General features: G+C 60.4%; 18 protein-coding genes. 4 read left to right on the forward strand and 14 right to left on the reverse strand.

Annotated features, from left to right (window positions below):
• Nucleotides 1-468 precede the first annotated feature (468 nt).
• Both ACQZ2L_RS21870 and ACQZ2L_RS21875 read left to right on the forward strand, forming a co-directional pair.
• Complete coding sequence (locus ACQZ2L_RS21870; protein WP_430327882.1) at nt 469-1,119, forward strand: trypsin-like peptidase domain-containing protein; 651 nt, start codon at nt 469-471, stop codon at nt 1,117-1,119.
• Between the two features lie 105 nt (nt 1,120-1,224).
• Nucleotides 1,225-2,118 carry a bestrophin family protein gene (locus ACQZ2L_RS21875; protein WP_101322946.1) on the forward strand — a complete coding sequence of 298 codons (894 nt, stop codon included), beginning with the start codon at nt 1,225-1,227 and terminating at the stop codon, nt 2,116-2,118.
• An 18-nt stretch (nt 2,119-2,136) separates the two neighbouring features.
• On the opposite strand, the gene ACQZ2L_RS21880 is transcribed toward ACQZ2L_RS21875, so the two are convergent.
• Both ACQZ2L_RS21880 and ACQZ2L_RS21885 read right to left on the reverse strand, forming a co-directional pair.
• Nucleotides 2,137-2,529: a lysozyme inhibitor LprI family protein gene (locus ACQZ2L_RS21880; RefSeq protein WP_430327832.1), complete on the reverse strand. Its 393-nt coding sequence runs from the start codon at nt 2,527-2,529 to the stop codon at nt 2,137-2,139.
• A gap of 95 nt (nt 2,530-2,624) precedes the next feature.
• Complete coding sequence (locus ACQZ2L_RS21885; RefSeq protein WP_430327833.1) at nt 2,625-3,533, reverse strand: LysR family transcriptional regulator; 909 nt, start codon at nt 3,531-3,533, stop codon at nt 2,625-2,627.
• 90 nt (nt 3,534-3,623) lie between these two features.
• Here ACQZ2L_RS21885 and ACQZ2L_RS21890 point away from each other — a divergent pair, with 90 nt between their 5' ends.
• The gene (locus ACQZ2L_RS21890; RefSeq protein ID WP_430327834.1) at nt 3,624-4,097 is read left to right on the forward strand and encodes a DMT family transporter; all 474 of its coding nucleotides are present in this window, start codon (nt 3,624-3,626) and stop codon (nt 4,095-4,097) included.
• 11 nt (nt 4,098-4,108) lie between these two features.
• Here the strand turns inward: ACQZ2L_RS21890 and ACQZ2L_RS21895 are convergent, their stop codons facing one another.
• The 12 genes from ACQZ2L_RS21895 to hmpA form a co-directional block, all read right to left on the reverse strand.
• Nucleotides 4,109-4,648 (reverse strand): hypothetical protein, encoded by a 540-nt coding sequence (locus tag ACQZ2L_RS21895; RefSeq protein ID WP_430327883.1) that lies wholly within the window; start codon nt 4,646-4,648, stop codon nt 4,109-4,111.
• A 52-nt stretch (nt 4,649-4,700) separates the two neighbouring features.
• On the reverse strand, nt 4,701-5,264 hold the full coding sequence (locus ACQZ2L_RS21900) for a GNAT family N-acetyltransferase (protein WP_430327835.1): 564 nt from the start codon (nt 5,262-5,264) through the stop codon (nt 4,701-4,703).
• A gap of 86 nt (nt 5,265-5,350) precedes the next feature.
• Nucleotides 5,351-5,725: a YkgJ family cysteine cluster protein gene (locus ACQZ2L_RS21905; protein ID WP_103438698.1), complete on the reverse strand. Its 375-nt coding sequence runs from the start codon at nt 5,723-5,725 to the stop codon at nt 5,351-5,353.
• A 149-nt stretch (nt 5,726-5,874) separates the two neighbouring features.
• Nucleotides 5,875-7,083: an alanine transaminase gene (gene alaC / locus ACQZ2L_RS21910; protein ID WP_101316650.1), complete on the reverse strand. Its 1,209-nt coding sequence runs from the start codon at nt 7,081-7,083 to the stop codon at nt 5,875-5,877.
• A 121-nt stretch (nt 7,084-7,204) separates the two neighbouring features.
• A complete protein-coding gene (locus ACQZ2L_RS21915) occupies nt 7,205-8,350 on the reverse strand; it encodes a hypothetical protein (protein WP_430327836.1) in 1,146 nt (381 codons plus the stop codon).
• A 143-nt stretch (nt 8,351-8,493) separates the two neighbouring features.
• Nucleotides 8,494-9,381: a heme o synthase gene (gene cyoE / locus ACQZ2L_RS21920; protein ID WP_103436097.1), complete on the reverse strand. Its 888-nt coding sequence runs from the start codon at nt 9,379-9,381 to the stop codon at nt 8,494-8,496.
• Between the two features lie 11 nt (nt 9,382-9,392).
• On the reverse strand, nt 9,393-9,725 hold the full coding sequence (gene cyoD / locus ACQZ2L_RS21925) for a cytochrome o ubiquinol oxidase subunit IV (protein WP_430327837.1): 333 nt from the start codon (nt 9,723-9,725) through the stop codon (nt 9,393-9,395).
• The gene (locus ACQZ2L_RS21930) at nt 9,725-10,348 is read right to left on the reverse strand and encodes a cytochrome o ubiquinol oxidase subunit III (RefSeq protein WP_103436096.1); all 624 of its coding nucleotides are present in this window, start codon (nt 10,346-10,348) and stop codon (nt 9,725-9,727) included. Before ACQZ2L_RS21930 ends, cyoD begins: the two co-directional genes overlap by 1 nt.
• A gap of 3 nt (nt 10,349-10,351) precedes the next feature.
• A complete protein-coding gene (cyoB, locus tag ACQZ2L_RS21935) occupies nt 10,352-12,370 on the reverse strand; it encodes a cytochrome o ubiquinol oxidase subunit I (protein WP_430327838.1) in 2,019 nt (672 codons plus the stop codon).
• A gap of 3 nt (nt 12,371-12,373) precedes the next feature.
• A complete protein-coding gene (gene cyoA, locus ACQZ2L_RS21940) occupies nt 12,374-13,318 on the reverse strand; it encodes a ubiquinol oxidase subunit II (protein WP_430327839.1) in 945 nt (314 codons plus the stop codon).
• 559 nt (nt 13,319-13,877) lie between these two features.
• A complete protein-coding gene (locus tag ACQZ2L_RS21945; RefSeq protein ID WP_101316636.1) occupies nt 13,878-14,384 on the reverse strand; it encodes a disulfide bond formation protein B in 507 nt (168 codons plus the stop codon).
• 429 nt (nt 14,385-14,813) lie between these two features.
• Nucleotides 14,814-15,986: an NO-inducible flavohemoprotein gene (gene hmpA, locus ACQZ2L_RS21950; protein ID WP_430327840.1), complete on the reverse strand. Its 1,173-nt coding sequence runs from the start codon at nt 15,984-15,986 to the stop codon at nt 14,814-14,816.
• A 154-nt stretch (nt 15,987-16,140) separates the two neighbouring features.
• Between hmpA and norR the strand changes: the two genes are divergently transcribed.
• Complete coding sequence (gene norR, locus ACQZ2L_RS21955) at nt 16,141-17,691, forward strand: nitric oxide reductase transcriptional regulator NorR (RefSeq protein WP_430327841.1); 1,551 nt, start codon at nt 16,141-16,143, stop codon at nt 17,689-17,691.
• Nucleotides 17,692-17,727: the final 36 nt, after the last annotated feature.

Below are 17,727 nucleotides of genomic sequence, written 5' to 3' on the forward strand. Positions count from 1 at the left end.
TTAAGAACTTGTTGTCTCAACCGAGATGCGCATCCTACAGAAGCTCATCTCACTTAGCAACCTTTTATTTTTGATTTGTTCAATCAAATCAGTTGCTTGCGCCAGGATCAGCTTGAAACTTCTCGCTAGCGGGAGGCGAATAATACAGGATAGAAAAAGCCGGTCAACCCCCTCCCGCGAATTTATTGCGCATCGCTTGAAGCCAGCCTCCCCTGCTCTTGCTCTCTATATAGAGCAGCGGTCTCCCCGCGCCATTCGCGACGGGCAGAACACTGACGCCCAAGCGCTGACGGCAGCCGCCGCAGGCATCCGCCAAATCAATTGGGCCAGTGGCCATCTACACCTTAAGCTGTCGCTCGTCGGGTATAGCAATAAAGTATTGCCTTGGTGATGGCTCATCGCCATATTGGCGCTCCATTCTTCTGTGTGTGATTCATGAGAAAAATCGTGCCCTGTCTGGCAGCAATGATGCTGCTGAGTGGGTGCAATGGAGTGCCAACCTCGTATGTATCTGATCCGGTCTATGATCAGGCTTTCGTAGTAACCTCGCGCGGCCCGTTGCCGATGCTGCTGATGGCCTCGGCCATTCAGTGGAACGAGGACTACGCCGTCACCGCCAAACACACCCCGTTCCTGCCGAACATCGTCCATGAAGGCCTGGGCGATGTGGTGTTCTTCAAGCACAAGGCGACCCAGGTTCCGCTGTGGCGTCAATATGTGCCTGGCGAAGCAGTGACAGCCGTCGGTTTCAACAGCCTGATGATGCCAATGCAGGGCAAAGGCCACGCATTGCCATCATTGGTGCGCCTGCAAGGCACCAAGGGCAGCGTGTTCTATGGTGTGCATGACGGCCCGATTACCAAAGGCATGTCGGGCGGCCCGGTGTTTGCCGACGACGGCAAGGTGCTGGGTATCAATATCGCTTATCTGTCCAGGGACGAAGTGCAGGCGCACGACCGCGCCGACCTGGCCAGCAGCGAGCGCATCAGTGTGTTCATGTCCTACAGCGAAATCGACAAGGAATGGCGGCGTTATCAGCATCTGCTGGCCAAGCAGGGCAAGCCGCAACTGCCAGTGACGCCGGTCAAAGGCATGGTAGTTGCTGCCACAGCACGATGAACCCAGCGCCTGAAAACGTTTGGTTACAGCGCCCCGACCAACAGCCGCGAACCTTGGACCTCGTCCGGCGTCGGATTTGCATCCGCTCCGTTCGAGGTCTACCGCGTGAAACAACTCATCGCCCGCAAGCTGCGCCTGGTGGCGAAGACCTTCGGCTATATCGGTTGGTCGCTGTTCTGGCTGTTGATCTGGGATGTCCTGGTCACCATTGATTTCATGCTGTTCTTCAACAGCAAGTTCACCTTGCCGCTGATGCCACTGACGCTGCTCGGCTCGGCACTGGTGGTGCTGGTCAGCTTCCGTAACAGCAGTGCCTATAACCGCTGGTGGGAGGCACGCACCCTGTGGGGCGCGCTGGTCAACAGCTCGCGCAGTTTCGCGCGCCAGGTGCTGACCCTGATTGATGACGGCGATGAGGGCTTGAACCCGATCAAGGCTACTTTGTTACGCCGGCATGTCGCCTACGTGAATTGCCTGGCGGCGCATTTGAAGGGGGAAGCATGCCCAGACGAGCTGATGGCGTTTATTCCACCCAAGGAATTCGAGCGGCGTAATCGCTCGAACAACTTCGCCAATGACATCCTCAGCGGCTCGGCTGCCTTGCTCGCCCGCGAATACAAGGCCGGCAGGCTGGACAGCATTCGCCTGGCCCGGCTGGAGTCGACCCTGGTCGATCTGTCCAACGCGCAAGGCGGCATGGAGCGGATCGCCAATACCCCCCTGCCCTACCCTTATGTGTACTTCCCGCGACTGTTCATTTCGCTGTTCTGCCTGATCGTGCCGATCGGCCTGGTCGAGTCGCTGGGCTGGTTCACCCCACTGGCTTCAACCGTGGTGGGCTTCATGCTGCTGGCGATCGAGCGGATCGGCTCCGACCTGCAGAGCCCGTTCCGCTTCAGCGAGCATCAAATCCAGATGGACACCATTTGCGAAACGATCGAGCGCAATCTGGAGTCGATGCAGCGCGAAGCCCAGTGCGGCCAGGTAACCACGGACTAATAATCCAAGGCCAGCCAGTCATTGCCCCGGGCTGAGTATCCGCTCAAGCTCCGCGGCACGGTCGCGGGTCATGCCCATCACACATGTGCCGGCCTCGATCTGGCGCAGGGTGCCGCCGCTGGCCTGGCTATGCAAGGCGCAGTTGTCATCGCGATACTTGATCCAGCTGCGCTGCGCCGTGCGCAAGGCCTTCTGCGCATCGCCTGCAAGCTTGGCCTGCAACTGTTTGTAGACACGGTTCAGACGCTGATCCTGCAGGCTGGTCTCGCTTTGGATACAGCTGCTCATGGCAACGGTACTGGAGGCCTTGTCCATACACTCGGTATAACTGGCGGAAAAGTCGTCGGCGCTCGCGGCTGCGCTCGAGCAACCCAGGATCAAGGTCATGGCGATAGTAGTGCGGTTACGCATGAGCAAGTCTCGCGGATGAGTGACGGTGACCAGCCTAGCACTTCTCCACCCAAGGCCGGCTACCCACGGCAACAATCAGACCAAACCCACTCGGCTCACTCTGTGTTCTTACATATGCTCGCCACCCGCGCACGCAACCAGGCATGGCCGGCGTCGCCCTCACGCCGCGCATGCCACGCCTGGGCAAAAGCAAAGGGTGCGATCGCCAATGGCGGGGCGAAGGTGCGCAGCGCTGGGTCCAGACGCGCCCCGCTGAGGCTGCGCCGCGCCACCGTAAGGATCAGATCGGTGCCAACCAACAGCGTCTGCGCTACGCCCCAGTGCGGTAGCGTCAAGGCAATCCGCCGTTGCTCGCCCACCTGCTGCAGGGCGCAATCAATCTCGTTGTCGATGCCCGGCCGCACCGCAACCAGTACGTGGGGGCGCAGCAACCACTGACTCAAGCTCAGCCCTGCGCGCTGCGGCAGGGCCCTGCGGTCGGCCACACAGATAAAACTTTCTTCGAAGAGCACCTGGCGCTGCACTTCAGCCGGCCAATCGGGAAACACGCCAAGCGCCAGATCCACTTCTCCGTCGATCAACTGCCCCAGCATGGCCTCCCGGCTGCCCTGCGAGACTACCAGGTCGACCCCGGGCGCCTCTTCGCGGACCTGCCGTAACAGGCCGGGCAGCAAGACCCTGGCGCCATAGTCCGACATCGACAGGCGAAAAGTACGACGCGATTTGCTGGCTTCAAAGCCGGGACTGCCAAGCAGACCGTCCAACTGCTGCAACGCATGCTGCAAAGGCTCGCGCAGGGATTGCGCCCGGGGGCTCAATTGCAGCCTGCCACCACGCCGCACCAACAGCGGATCGGCAAAGATTTCTCGCAGCTGAGCCAGCGCATGGCTCACCGCAGGCTGGCTGCGATGCAGACGCAACGCGGCGCGGGATACGTGCTGCTCAATGAGCAGCGCGTTTAGGGTCAGCAGCAGATTGAGATCGATGCGGCGTAGATCATCCATGTAGCGAATACCAACTGTGCGAATTTCGAATTTCCATCATTGAAATGGATAACACAGACTGCAGCTAGTCATTTCTTCAGGAGCATCCCGATGCCGCATGCACTTGCCTTGTCCGTCCTGCTTCCCATGCTGATCGCCCTGCTGGCCGGCGCAGCTGTGCCGTTCCAGGCAGGCAGCAACGCCGCCCTCGGCCGACTGCTGGGGCATCCTTTATGGGCAGCGGGGGTTTCGTTACTGGTCAGCCTGATGCTACTGATACCGGCTTTGCTGGTGCTGCGGGCACCGCTGCCGCAGCTGCAGAATCTGACCCAGGCGCCGTGGTGGGCCTGGCTGGGAGGATTGGCAGGCGTGTTATACATCACTGCCGCGCTGATCCTGACACTGCGCCTGGGTGCGGCCGGGTTCATCGTCTGCGTAATCGCCGGGCAGGTACTGTCCTCATTGCTGATCGATCGATGGGGCTTGATGGGCCTGCCGGAAAAACCCGTCAACATCCTCAGGCTGGCCGGCGTGGCCATGATCGTGCTGGGCATGCTGCTGGTGCAGTGGGGCACTGCGCGCTGACAGCAGCCCCGTCAGAAGGCCTGCGGTTGAATGGGCGGGTCCAGCACCCTTTCCACTTGAAAGCGCAGCGAGGGCATTTCGGTGGCAACGTACACCGTCACCCCCAACGCGGCGATCAAGGCCACGTCGAGCCAGCGCCATCCTGGCATTTGCGCCGCACTGCGGGCCTTCCAGCACCACCAGCCCTGCCCCGCGCAGAACAAGCCGATTGCCGCCAGCCACAGGTAAAAGCCCGCGCCAAAACCAATCAGGTCCTGGAAGGCATAGCTGCGGTTGTCCGGCAGGCGATCGATGCCCAGGCTGCTCACTGCCAGATACAGCGCGGCGAGGCCCAGCACCAGTGCCAACCGGCGAAAGCGCCGGTGGCTGAGCACGGCCAGGGCCAACAAAGGATTGGCAAACCACTGGTAGTGCTCGAACGGAATCCCCCAAGGCCCGTACAGCAGGATCTGCAAGGCGGGCATATGCCGCCCCGCGCTCAGGTAGACACCGTCAAACGCCAGACTGCAGAGGAACAGCAACAGGCTCAGGGAGATATAGAACGTGGGCAATTGCAGGAACCAGCGGCGGCCGGCGTTCATCCGACCGTCGTTCACCGTCATGTCAGGCAACCGGTGGCTCCAGCAACAGGCCGTAGATACCCGAATCGGACAACTCTCCGGCTACGCACCAGCGTGCCCGCAGGGTGCCTTCAAGGACAAAGCCCTGACGCTCGAGAGTACGTGCCGAACCCTGATTGCGCGGGTCGATTTCACCTTCCAGGCGGCGCAGGTGCAACGTGTGCGCAAGGTAATCGATAAAGCAGGTCAGTGCTTCGTCCATATAGCCGCGACCCTGCACGCTGCTGGCCAGGCAATAGCCGATTTCGCCGCGACGGGAGACGTCGTCGATGTTGAACAGCTGAACCATGCCGATCAGCGCCCCGGTGTCGCGCCGGTACATGCCAAGCTTGAGCTGCTCGCCCTTGGCATACGCTTCGCGGTCTGCCGCCAGAGCGCTTTGCGCCTCGGCCAGGTCCTGCCACGGCGCGTGGTGCCAGTAACGCATGACCTGCGGGTCGGCCATCATCTCCAACCACTGCGCGGCGTCGGCATGACGCATCGGGCGCAGGTGCAGGCGCGGGCTTTCAAGGAGCAAGTCAGAGGGGAAACTGCGGGGCTGGGTCACGCCGGACCTCCTGTCCATCGCTGGAAAGATGACAGTCTAGCGTCAGTCGGACCCCAGGGTCACCGGGCATTTTCAACCCAAGGCAATCACGCCACCTCGGCGCCTTCATCTGGCCAGTGCGGCTCGTTGGCCTCCAGCGGTGGTAACCCGTAGGCAGCACGAGCTGCGTCGCAACTGGGGTTGTGCACGCCATCGACCCAGGACGCCTCGAACTCGCGACAGGGCGTGGAACGGTTGGCGTAGATGCTGCACCCCACCTGCTTGCCAATCTCGCCATCGAGGCTGATGCAGCGGCAAGGCTTGGCGTCGGTGCCGATCATGGCGACCCGGCTCGGGGTGATCTGCACCACCAGATCGTCCGGCACAACACCGCCCGATGACTGGCATTCGCCCCAGAAGAAGGACACACGGAAGTACCCGCAGCACGCGCCGCAGTCAAGGCAAGGGTTATATTCGGACATGATCGCCAGGGAGGGAGAGTTGTTGTTATCGGGGCTGAGCCCGCGGCGCCATTGTTGATCCAACCGGGGGTGGCTGAGAAGAGGGTATATGAAAAAAAACATGCCGCTGATCGGCGGCATGTCGGTTGGCTGCTGAGCGTGCGAAGAGGTTACTTGGCGGTCAGCCCATCCGCCCGGAACATCTGGCGAATGCCACGAATCGCCTGACGGATGCGGTCCTGGTTTTCGATCAGAGCAAAGCGCACATGGTCATCACCATAATCGCCAAAGCCGATCCCAGGCGAGACGCAAACCTTGGCCTCGGCCAGCAGTTTCTTGGCGAACTCCAGCGAGCCCAAGTGCGCGTAGGCCTCAGGGATTTTCGCCCAGATATACATCGAAGCCTTGGGGTTTTCGACCATCCAGCCCAGCTCGTGCAAGCCCTTGACCAGCAGGTTGCGACGCTGACGGTATTGCTCGGCGATGTCGCGCACGCATTGCTGATCACCCTCCAGCGCGGCGATGGCCGCGACCTGCAGCGGGGTGAAGGTGCCATAGTCGTGGTAGCTCTTGATCCGCCCCAAGGCACTGACCAGCTCCGGGTTGCCAACCATGAAGCCGATCCGCCAGCCCGCCATGTTGTAGCTCTTGGACAGGGTGAAAAACTCCACCGCGATATCCTTGGCACCGGGCACCTGCATGATCGAAGGCGCCTTCCAGCCATCGTAGACGATGTCAGCGTAGGCCAGATCGTGGATGACCAGCACGTCGTATTGCTTGGCCAGCGCTACCACGCGCTCGAAGAAGTCTAGTTCGACACACTGCGCAGTCGGGTTGGACGGGAAGCCCAGGATCATCATCTTCGGTTTGGGGATCGACTCGCGGATCGCCCGCTCAAGCTCGGTGAAGAAGTCCACCCCGGGCACCAGCGGCACCGAGCGCACCTGCGCGCCGGCGATAACGGCGCCGTAGATATGGATCGGATAGCTGGGGTTGGGCACCAGCACCGTGTCGCCGTGATCGAGGGTGGCCAGCATCAGGTGCGCCAGGCCCTCTTTCGAACCGATGGTGACGATGGCTTCGCTTTCCGGGTCGATATCGACCTGGTAACGGTCCTGGTACCAGCGTGAAATAGCCCGGCGCAGGCGCGGGATGCCGCGCGAAGTGGAGTAGCCGTGGGTGTCATCACGCTGAGCGACCTGCACCAGCTTCTCGACGATGTGCGGCGGCGTGGCACCGTCCGGGTTGCCCATGCTCAGATCGATGATGTCCTCGCCGCGCCGACGCGCAGCCATCTTCAATTCGGCAGTGATGTTGAAAACATAGGGCGGGAGACGATCTATGCGCGCAAAGCGGCGCGGCGAACCTTGGTCGGCCATGTGAACCTCGAAGACGTAAGCGCCCGGAACCGTCCGAGCGACGTTGGCCACTGCGGTGGCCGGCAATACCATAAACGCCGGCTCACCGAGTTGTAAAGATGCAGGCGCCGCAAACGTGCATTCAACCCGCTATGGCGTCGAACACGGCAGCATGCAGAGAGGTCATGCTCAATCCGTCCTGCGGATCGAACTGCGCCCCAAAGACCTTGCTGAAGCTCGAAGAGCGGCTGCCGTGATGCACGAAGCGGTCGCCCTCATCGCCCTCTTTGAGGTGCACAAAGGACGCCGAAATATAAGAGCGGGTGCGCATCGCGGCATAACGCCCGTCGTCAGCACCAATCTCCATGCAGCAGTCTTCGATCTGTTCGCGGCTCAGCCCCAGGCAGTTGCCCAACTGCACGCCCCACCTGCCCAGGCAGAGCTCGGCCAAGTGCCGAACCAGCAAGCCAGGGCTCTTGAGCTCGGCGCCAGGGCCGACGCCGGTGAGCGACGCATTGCCCACCAGCGTGGCGTGGCGACCCGAGATGGGGAACACGCTGATGCGCGTGCTGCTGGCAACTTCCGGGATGACGCAGGCAAAACCTTTCGAGCGCTCGTCACGCGCATAGAAACCGATGTATTCACGCACATTGGCTGCCAGCCTGACACGCGCATCCTGCAGGTTCAAAATGCCCGGAACCGGGTCGATTGCCAGGATATTGACCGGGATGTGCATGAGTTCAGGGTCAATGGCCATGGCGTTGGCCAGCATGTGGCAGCTTATGCCTCCCCTGCTCCAGCCGACCAGATTGACCTGGGTGGGCAGCAGCGGTTTGCGGAACTGTTGGATGATCTGCTCTTGCAGCGCCTGGGGCGTGGTCACCGATTCACCATAGTCATAGCGATCGCGAAACCAATTGCCGGTGACCCCAGGGGCAGCGAGCGGTACACCCAGGTCTTTCAGCCGCTGATACTCGGCCTGGGTCCGCGTACCCCGCCGCCACAAGCTCTTGCCCTTGATCACCTGCATGGCGTGGGCAACGTTTTCTTCCCAGCCATTGCCCAGCAAACTGCCCATTGCAGCGCCATGATCGTTGTCATCGACAAACAACATGTCGTCCTGCAGATTGCCGCTGCCAGGGCCATCGATGACGATCTTTGCAGCAAATTCTCGGCTCTGGTCGTTGAACGCCAGCGTTGAAATCAGCTCGCCGTTCCAATAGTCAGGGTTGCTCACATCGGCGGCAGTCGCGCCAGTGCCGCAAAAATAGACGGTCAATATACTCATGCCGAAAGCCTCCACAGGTTGGGAGGCCGACTCTACGCAGCTGCCGCAAACCACCACAGGCAGAACATTTACCCGCTCGACAGGCCTGCCCCGTCGCCATAAAAAAACCCGGCACAAGGCCGGGTTTTTTTAAACAGCTGGACTCAGCGTGCGTAGGTCATGAGCACGTCAGCGGCAGTCTGGCTGTCTACCGACATCATCACGCTCAAGGCAGTGACGGTGAGGATGGAGAAGCCGAATACCTTGCGCGCCCACTTGCTGTCATCTTCAGCCTTGTAGCCGCCCCAGGCCATGTACAACCAGTACAGGCCCATACCGGCGGCAACCGCCATGTAGCCGAGCCCGGCGTAACCGCCAAGGGTCAGCATCAGGGTAGCGAGGACGAATGCCAGCACATACAGCACGATCTGCTTTTTCGCCGCGAGGATACCGCGGGCCACCGGCAGAACCGGAATATTGGCAGCGCTGTAATCCTTGAAGCGGAAGATCGCGATGGCAAAGCTGTGCGGCATCTGCCACAGGCTGAACATCACCAGCAGGGTCACTGCAGCCAGGTCGAAGCTGTTGCTCACGGCGCAGTAGCCGATCACCGGAGGCATGGCACCGGACAGGCTGCCAACCAAGGTGCCGTGCACCGATTTGCGCTTCAGCCAGAGGCTGTAGAAACCGACGTAGACGACGAACCCGATCAGGGCGCAGTACGCCGCCAACGGGTTGGCCTGCACGTACAGCAAGCTGAAACCACCCAGCCCAAGCAGGGTGGCGTAAATCAGCGCCAGGGGCAGCGACATGCCGCCCTGGACCATCACGCGGTTCTTGGTGCGCTCCATCTTGATGTCGATGTCACGGTCGATGCAGTTGTTGAACACGCAACCGGACGCCACCACCATCGAAGTACCAAGCACCACCGCCAGGAACAGGGCGAAATCCACATGCCCGCTGGAGGCAAGGAAGAAACCGCCTGCCACGGAAAGCACGTTACCGAAAATGATCCCCGGTTTGGTGATTTGGATAAAGTGCTTCAGTGACATGCAGTCTTACCTCACTTGGCCATCATTTCGAGGTGGATGCTGAACATGATCCACAGCGACAGGCCGACCAGCAGCGCGATTACCAGAACGGTGAACAGGAACGTCGACACATTGGAACGTTGCTCTTTCGAGCGGTCCATGTGCAGGAAGTACACCAGGTGTACCACTACCTGAATGACGGCCATGGCCACCACGATCAGGACGGTCAGGTTCTTCGGAAAGGTCGGGAACATGACCAGGCCGAACGGGATCGCAGTCAGGATGATCGACAGTACGAAACCGACCATGTACGACTTGACGCTGCCGTGGCTACCTTCGTGATGAGTGTCGTGTGCGTTAGCCATTACAGAACCCCCAACAGGTAAACGACGGTGAATACGCAGATCCAGACCACGTCGAGGAAGTGCCAGAACAGGCTCAGGCAGCTCATGCGGGTCTTGGCAGTCGGCGTGATGCCGTGCTTGTTGATCTGATACATCATGATCGCCATCCAGATCAGACCGGCAGTCACGTGCAGACCGTGGGTACCGACCAGCGCGAAGAACGCCGACAGGAAGCCACTGCGCTGCGGGCCGTAACCCTCGGCGATCAGGTGATGGAACTCATAGATTTCCATCGCGATGAAGCCAGCACCGAACAGGAAAGTCACAGCCAACCAGCCCAGTACACCTGCCTTGTTGCCGTCGAACATCTTCAGCATGGCGAAGCCGAAGGTGATCGAGGACAGCAGCAGGAACGCGGTTTCAACCAGCACGAAGTCGAGCTGGAAGATGTCGTGACCCGACGGGCCGCCGGCGAAACCGCCGGACAGCACCGCGTAGGTGGCGAAGAGCGACGCAAACAGGATGCAGTCGGTCATCAGGTACAGCCAGAAACCAAGTACGGTCATCTGGCCCGAGTCGTGGTGGTGATCGTCGTGCCCATGGTCATGACCATGAGCGTCACCGTGGATTACTTGACTGGACATTGATTACACCCGTTCAAACGATTCGACACGTGCGCCGGCAGGCAGAGCACCTGCTTTGGCCAGCGCTTGCATGCGCTCGCCTTCGATGCGCGCCACTTCTTCAGCCGGCACCATGTAGCCCTGGTCGTCACGTGCAGCGTGGCGAACGAAGACTGCGATGGTTGCTACCAGGCTTGCGCCAACCAGCCACCAGATATGCCAGATGAAGGCAAAGCCGAAGACGGTCAACAACATGCCCATGAACAGGCCGGTCGAGGTGTTGCTTGGCATGTGGATCGCTTCGTACTTGGCCGGAACCTTGTACGCAACTTCGGCTTCCTTGGCTTCGTGCCAGGCGTCCAGACCAACTTTCTCAGGCATGTGAGCGAAGTTGTAGAACGGCGGCGGCGAAGAAGTCGACCACTCCAGAGTACGGCCACCCCATGGATCGCCAGTGACGTCCAGGTTCTGGTTGCGATCGCGGATCGACACGAACAGCTGGATCAGCTGGCAAGCGATACCGAACAGGATCAGCACGGCGCCGACTACCGCTACCCACAGGTAGGGTTCCCACAGTGGGTTTTCGGTGTGGTTCAGACGACGGGTCATGCCCATGAAGCCCAGGGCGTACAGCGGCATGAACGCAACGTAGAAGCCCGAGATCCAGAACCAGAAGGCAGCTTTGCCCCACTTCTCGTTCAGGGTGAAACCAAAGGCTTTCGGGAACCAGAAGGCGAAGCCGGCAATGTAGCCGAACACCGCACCACCGATGATCACGTTGTGGAAGTGAGCGATAACGAACAGGCTGTTGTGCAGCACGAAGTCAGCACCTGGAACAGCCAGCAGAACGCCAGTCATGCCACCGATCGAGAAGGTGACCATGAAGCCCAGGGTCCACAGCATCGGCGCGGTGAAGCGCACGCGGCCTTGGTACATGGTGAACAGCCAGTTGAACAGCTTCACCCCGGTCGGAATGGAGATCAACATCGTCGCCAGACCGAAGAAGGTGTTGACGCTCGCGCCGGCACCCATGGTGAAGAAGTGGTGCAGCCAAACTGCAAAGCCGAGAATGGCGATCGCGCCCGATGCATAGATCATCGAGTGGTGGCCGAACAGGCGTTTGCCAGAGAACGTCGAGGTAACTTCCGAGAACACGCCGAAGGCCGGCAGAATCAGAATGTAAACCTCAGGGTGACCCCACGCCCAGAACAGGTTGACGTACATCATCGGGTTCCCACCAAGCTCGTTGGTGAAGATATGGAAGTCCAGATAACGGTCAACAGTCAGCAGAGCGAGAGCAGCAGTCAGGATCGGGAACGAGGCCACGATCAGCACGTTGGCCCAGGTGCAGGTCCAGGTGAAGATCGGCATGTCCATCAGCTTCATGCCAGGCGCGCGCATTTTCATCACGGTGACGAGGAAGTTGACGCCGGTCAGCGTTGTCCCCAGACCCGATAGCTGCAGTGCCCAGATGTAGTAGTCGACACCCACGCCCGGACTGTACTGAATACCCGCAAGCGGCGGATACGCAACCCAGCCAGTCTTGGCGAACTCACCAACACCCAGGGAGATGTTGACCAGCAGCACGCCTGCCAACAGCAGGTAGAAGCTCAGGGAGTTGAGGAACGGGAAGGCCACGTCACGTGCACCGATCTGCAGCGGAACCGCAAGGTTCATCAGACCGGTGAAGAACGGCATCGCCATGAAGATGATCATGATCACACCGTGCGCGGTGAAGATCTGGTCATAGTGCTCAGGCGGCAGATAGCCGGTTTCGCCACCCGTGGCCACGGCCAGCTGGGTACGCATCATGATGGCATCGGCAAAGCCGCGGATCAGCATGATCATGGCGACGATGATGTACATCACGCCGATTTTCTTGTGGTCGACAGTCGTCAGCCACTCGGACCACAAGTAGGTCCACTTGCGGAAGTAGGTGATCAGACCTACTACAGCGATACCACCCAGCGCGATCATGGCAAGTGTCACCATGACTATCGGCTCGTGATACGGGATCGCCTCCAGACTTAATTTACCGAACATCTCTTACTCCTCTGCCCCGGCAGCTGGTTGCTTACTCGACTCCACACCCTGGGTTGTGGCCAGGTCTTTGCTGCCTTGTTCTTCGTGGTTCGGCCGACCGCGGTTCATGCCTTCGTACTTGTCGACGATGGACTGGAACTGGTCAGGCGAGGCCACGCTGTACAGCGTGACTGGGTGGTTTTCGCTTGGTTTGGCCAAGGCTTCGTATTCAGCCTTGCTCAGCGTTTTTGGCGACTGCTTGACTTCAGCAACCCACTTCTCGAAGTCGGCCTGGGAAGTGGCAGTAGCCTTGAACTTCATGCCGGTGAAACCAGCACCGCTGTAGTTGGCGCTGATACCGTCAAACACACCGTTTTCGTTGGCGATCAGGTGCAGTTTGGTGGTCATGCCCGCCATCGCGTAGATCTGGCCGCCCAGACCCGGGATGAAGAACGAGTTCATCACAGCGTCCGAAGTCACACGGAAGTTCACCGGCGTGTTGGCCGGGAATACCAGCGTGTTGACGGTGGCAATACCCTGTTCCGGATAGATGAACAGCCATTTCCAGTCCAGCGCGACCACATCGACCTGTACCGGCTTCACGTCGGAATCCAGCGGACGATACGGATCCAGCTTGTGCGTGGACACGTAGGTCACGTAGCCCAGGGCAACGATGATGATGACAGGGATGATCCACACGGCCAGTTCGATCTTGGTCGAGTGCGACCAGTCTGGGGTGTAGGTGGCTGCCTTGTTGGAAGCACGATACTTCCAGGCAAATGCCAGGGTCATGATGATGACCGGCACTACCACCAGCAGCATCAGGCCGGTAGCGATCAGGATAAGGTTCTTTTGCTCAATGCCGACCTGACCCTTCGGGTCGAGCAGGGTCCAGTTGCACCCACTGAGTAAAAGCATGCCTAAAAAGGGCAATATGCCAAACAGTCTGGGGTAACGCTTTTTACTCATCTCACGACCTCTAGATCAGCTTGCTTCAATGCAATTTGTGTTTTGGTCACCAACACTTCGTCCTGCCAAGCGTCAGCAATTTTGGCTCGAATTCGCTCCTGCCTGGGGTCCTCAACGTGGACCTGGGCGGTTAGCGGGCTTAACGGTATTTATGGTGTAGGCAAACGGCCCGTACAGCTGTACCAAGTCCATTTGGTGCGGGTTAACGCGGAGGGGTGTCCGCCCGGTATCGCCGTTGGGCGAAACTTGACGAAGTCAGCAAAAAGGAGGCCGTGGCTTCCTTCAAATCCTGCGACTCGCAAGCAGTGCCGAACGGAAATTGGGGGCGATTGTAGATAGGTCGCCCACCCTTGACTATGACTTATTGAGCAACAGTCTTTTGCAGATTCGGTAACAATGGAGTAGGGAAAATCAGGTTCGCGACAGTTTGTCGCACCCTGTCCTACAGGCCTGAAACGCTGATTCTGCAAGGCTTGGTCATTGATCTGGATCAAGCGAATGGCGAGAAAACGTGCTTCTCTCGCCGTGCAACAGACTTGCGCTCAAGCGGTACTTTGGTCTAAGCCCGTTTGCGGTTGCGATAGATGCCTACCGGTACCAGAATCGCGGTCAGCACGAACGCCAGCAGCGCCCATTGCGCCAGCGACAGACCCAGCAGCGGAGGGTATGGCGTGCTGCAGAAACCCTCGACCTGGAACGCCAGTGGCCAGACCTTGGCCAGTGGCAAGTCATCGACGATCGGTTGCAGGGTATCGATACCGCAACTGACCGCAGGGTTGGCGAGTATATACACATGGCGCCCAGCCGCAACGATTCCGCCAATGGCACTGAGTACCACCAGCCCTTCGAACAGGGTCAGGCCCCGGCGGTTGGGCATTGCCGCGCCTATGAAGGCAAACAGCGCGATCAGCAGCAATGCATAGCGTTGCAGGATGCACAGCGGGCATGGCGCCTCGCCAAGGACGATCTGCATATACAGCGCGCCGCCAATCAGCGCCAGGCAGATCAGGCCCAGCAGGGCCAGAAAGCGCCGTTCACGGTTCAGGCGCGAGAGTTGTTCGTTCATTGCCGATTCCTTCGAGGGAGAGTGACAGCACGCAGGCCAGCCGCTGGGCAGTTTACACGCTGGCCATGAGCGTGGATGTGTCGAGACAACGGCAAGCGCCACTCTCCGGAGACACTAGGACCGAGCCAAACCTCTTCGGTTCAACGACGGCCCTGTATATAGGCTGGCGAATGCCGGGCAGGCGCAAGCGCCTCGACACACGCAAGTGAAGGGTAGCGGGATTAAAGCGAGATTAAGCTGCAGCCGGCCCGTTATCGCCGGGGCTGCTTTGCAGCCCTTTCGCGACACAAGGCCGCTCCTACAGGGGACCATGTACCAGCAACTTACGCGGTTCCCTGTAGGAGCGGCCTTGTGTCGCGAAAGGGCCGCGCAGCGGCCCCAGCCATCTCAAACCAGACAAAAATCAAAAGGGAGACTGCAACAACGGGTTTACTCCAGCGCAGCCGCCGGCCCGAAGAACTCGTAACGGCTCTGCGCCTCGGGCACGCCCAACCCTTTGAGCTGGCGTTTGACCGCCGCCATGAATGCCTTCGGCCCCAGGAAGTAAGCATCGACATCCCGCTCCTGCGGCAGCCAAGCGGCCAATTGCTGCTCGCTCAACAGGCCCACGGCGTCTGCGCCCTGCCCCGCTTCGGCGTAGCAGTAAAAGCGTTTGAGCTGCGGATGACGCTCAGCCAGCGCGTCGACCCAGTCGCGGAAGGCATGCACTGCGCCATTACGCGCGCAATGAATGAAATGCACCGGACGCTGCGTCGTCAGGGCAGCCTCAAGCATCGCCAGGGTCGGCGTGATGCCGACCCCACCGCTGATCAGCACCAACGGCTTGTCACTGGCAGCCAGGGTGAAGTCGCCTGACGGTGGGAACAGATTGAGCGTATCGCCCACCATCAACTGCTCATGCAGATAGTTGGAGACCTTGCCGCCCGCCTCGCGCTTGACGCTGATACGGTACTGCTGGCCATCGCTCAGTGCCGACAGCGAATAGTTGCGGCGCTGCTCGATGCCATCGATGAACAGCTGCAAGCCGATGTACTGGCCAGGTTCGGCCTTGAGCACCGGTTGGCCGTCCTGCGCGGCAAAATAGAACGAGACGATCTCGCTGCTTTCCTGCTCGCGGCGTACCAGACGAAACTCACGCGCGCCACGCCAGCCGCCAGTGGCCTGCTCCTTCTGCTGATACAGGCCTTCTTCGGCGCCGATGAGGATGTCGGCCAGCTGGCCATAGGCGCCGGCCCAGGCCTCGATCACCGCAGGTGTGGCGATGTCCTTGCCCAATACTTCCTCGATGGCGCGCAGCAGGCAGCGACCGACGATCGGGTAGTGCTCAGGCAGGATCTGCAAGGCGACATGCTTGTTGATGATCTGCCCGACCAAACCGCCGAGTTGCTCGAGCTGGTCGATATGGCGTGCATACATCAGCACGCCATTGGCCAGCGCCCGCGGTTGATCGCCGCTGGCCTGGTGAGCCTGGTTGAACAGCGGACGTACCTCTGGGTATTCACTGAGCATCATTTTATAGAAATGGGTGGTCAGCGCTTCCCCGCCGCTTTCCAGCAACGGTACGGTGGCTTTGACGATTGCACGTTGTTCGGCATTGAGCATTGCAGCAACTCCTGAGCCTGAGGCTTCGAATGGATGCAAATGCTGTTACAGCAATCGTGCCAACTGACAGGCCCAGCAAAACCGGGGCGTTGGGCCGCTGAGTGTCAAAATGACCAAGTCTGAACTATAGTCATTAAGACCAATAGGAGTCTTTATGACCGCAAAGCCACTACTCACCGCCCTGCTGCCGCTGGTCAGCGACCTGTCCCGCGATCTGCCCGACCAGGAACGCTACCGGCGCTTGCTACAAGCCATGCGCAGCCTGCTGCCCTGCGACGCTGCTGCGTTGCTGCGGCTGGATGGCGAATGGCTGGTGCCGCTGGCGGTCGATGGACTTGCACCGGATACCCTTGGCCGGCGCTTTCGGGTCAGCGAGCACCCACGCTTCAAGGTTCTGCTCAGCCACAGTGAACCGACCCGCTTTGCCAGTGACAGCGACCTGCCCGACCCGTACGACGGCCTGGTCAACGCCCCTGACGCCAACCTGGAGGTCCACGACTGCATGGGCTGCCCGTTGCTGGTCGACGAGCAGCCGTGGGGTCTGCTGACCCTCGACGCACTCACGCCGGGGCAATTTCAGAGCCTGGAAGTGGAAGCGTTGCAGGCCTTCGCCAGCCTCGCCGCCGCCACGGTCACCGTCGCCGAGCGGATTCAGCACCTGGCCCTGCGCGCCGAGGACGAGCACCAGCGAGCCGAGGTCTATCGCCAAGCCAGTGGCCAGGACAAGGAGCTGATCGGCCAGAGCAAGGCCCACACCCATCTGCTCGAAGAAATCCGCCTGGTCGGCAGCAGCGACCTGACCGTGTTGATCACCGGCGAAACCGGCGTCGGCAAAGAGCTGGTTGCCCAGGCCCTGCACCAGGCGAGCAGCCGCGCCAACAAGCCGCTGATCAGCCTCAACTGCGCAGCGCTGCCGGACACCCTGGTCGAGAGCGAGCTGTTTGGCCATGTCCGCGGCGCCTTCACCGGCGCCCATGGCGAACGTCGCGGCAAGTTCGAACTGGCCAACGGCGGTACGCTGTTCCTCGATGAGGTCGGCGAGCTGTCGCTGACGGTCCAGGCCAAGCTCCTGCGAGTGCTGCAAAGCGGCCAGTTGCAAAGGCTCGGCTCGGACCGCGAGCACCATGTCGACGTGCGCCTGATCGCCGCGACCAACCGCGACCTCGCCGACGAAGTGCGCAACGGCCGCTTCCGCGCCGATTTCTATCATCGCTTGAGTGTGTACCCCTTGCAGGTGCCGCCGCTGCGCGAGCGCGGCCGCGACGTGCTGCTGCTGGCGGGTTACTTCCTCGAACAAAACCGCTCACGCCTGGGCTTGAACAGCCTGCGCCTGAGCAGTGAGGCCCAAGCCGCCCTGCTCGCCTACGACTGGCCAGGAAACGTGCGCGAGCTGGAACACCTGATTGGCCGTTCAGCGCTCAAAGCGCTTGGCCAGCAAGCACAGCGACCGCGTATCCTCACCCTCCAGGCCGCTGACCTCGACCTGCGCAGCGTAGCGCCCCTGCCAGCCGCAGTTCTGCCGCTGCCCGCCGATGCGATTGAAACGACGAACGGCGACCTGCGTACGGCCGTCGACAGTTATCAGCGCCAGCTGATCGAGGCCTGCCTGCAAAGGCACCAGAACAACTGGGCGAGCGCGGCTCGCGAGCTCGGTCTGGACCGGGCAAACCTCAGCCGTTTGTGTCGTCGGCTAGGGCTCAAATGAGGCCGACTGTACAAAAGGATTAACTCAGAAAGCCTC

Source organism: Pseudomonas shirazensis (assembly GCF_050496565.1).
GTDB classification, from domain to species: domain Bacteria; phylum Pseudomonadota; class Gammaproteobacteria; order Pseudomonadales; family Pseudomonadaceae; genus Aquipseudomonas; species Aquipseudomonas shirazensis_A.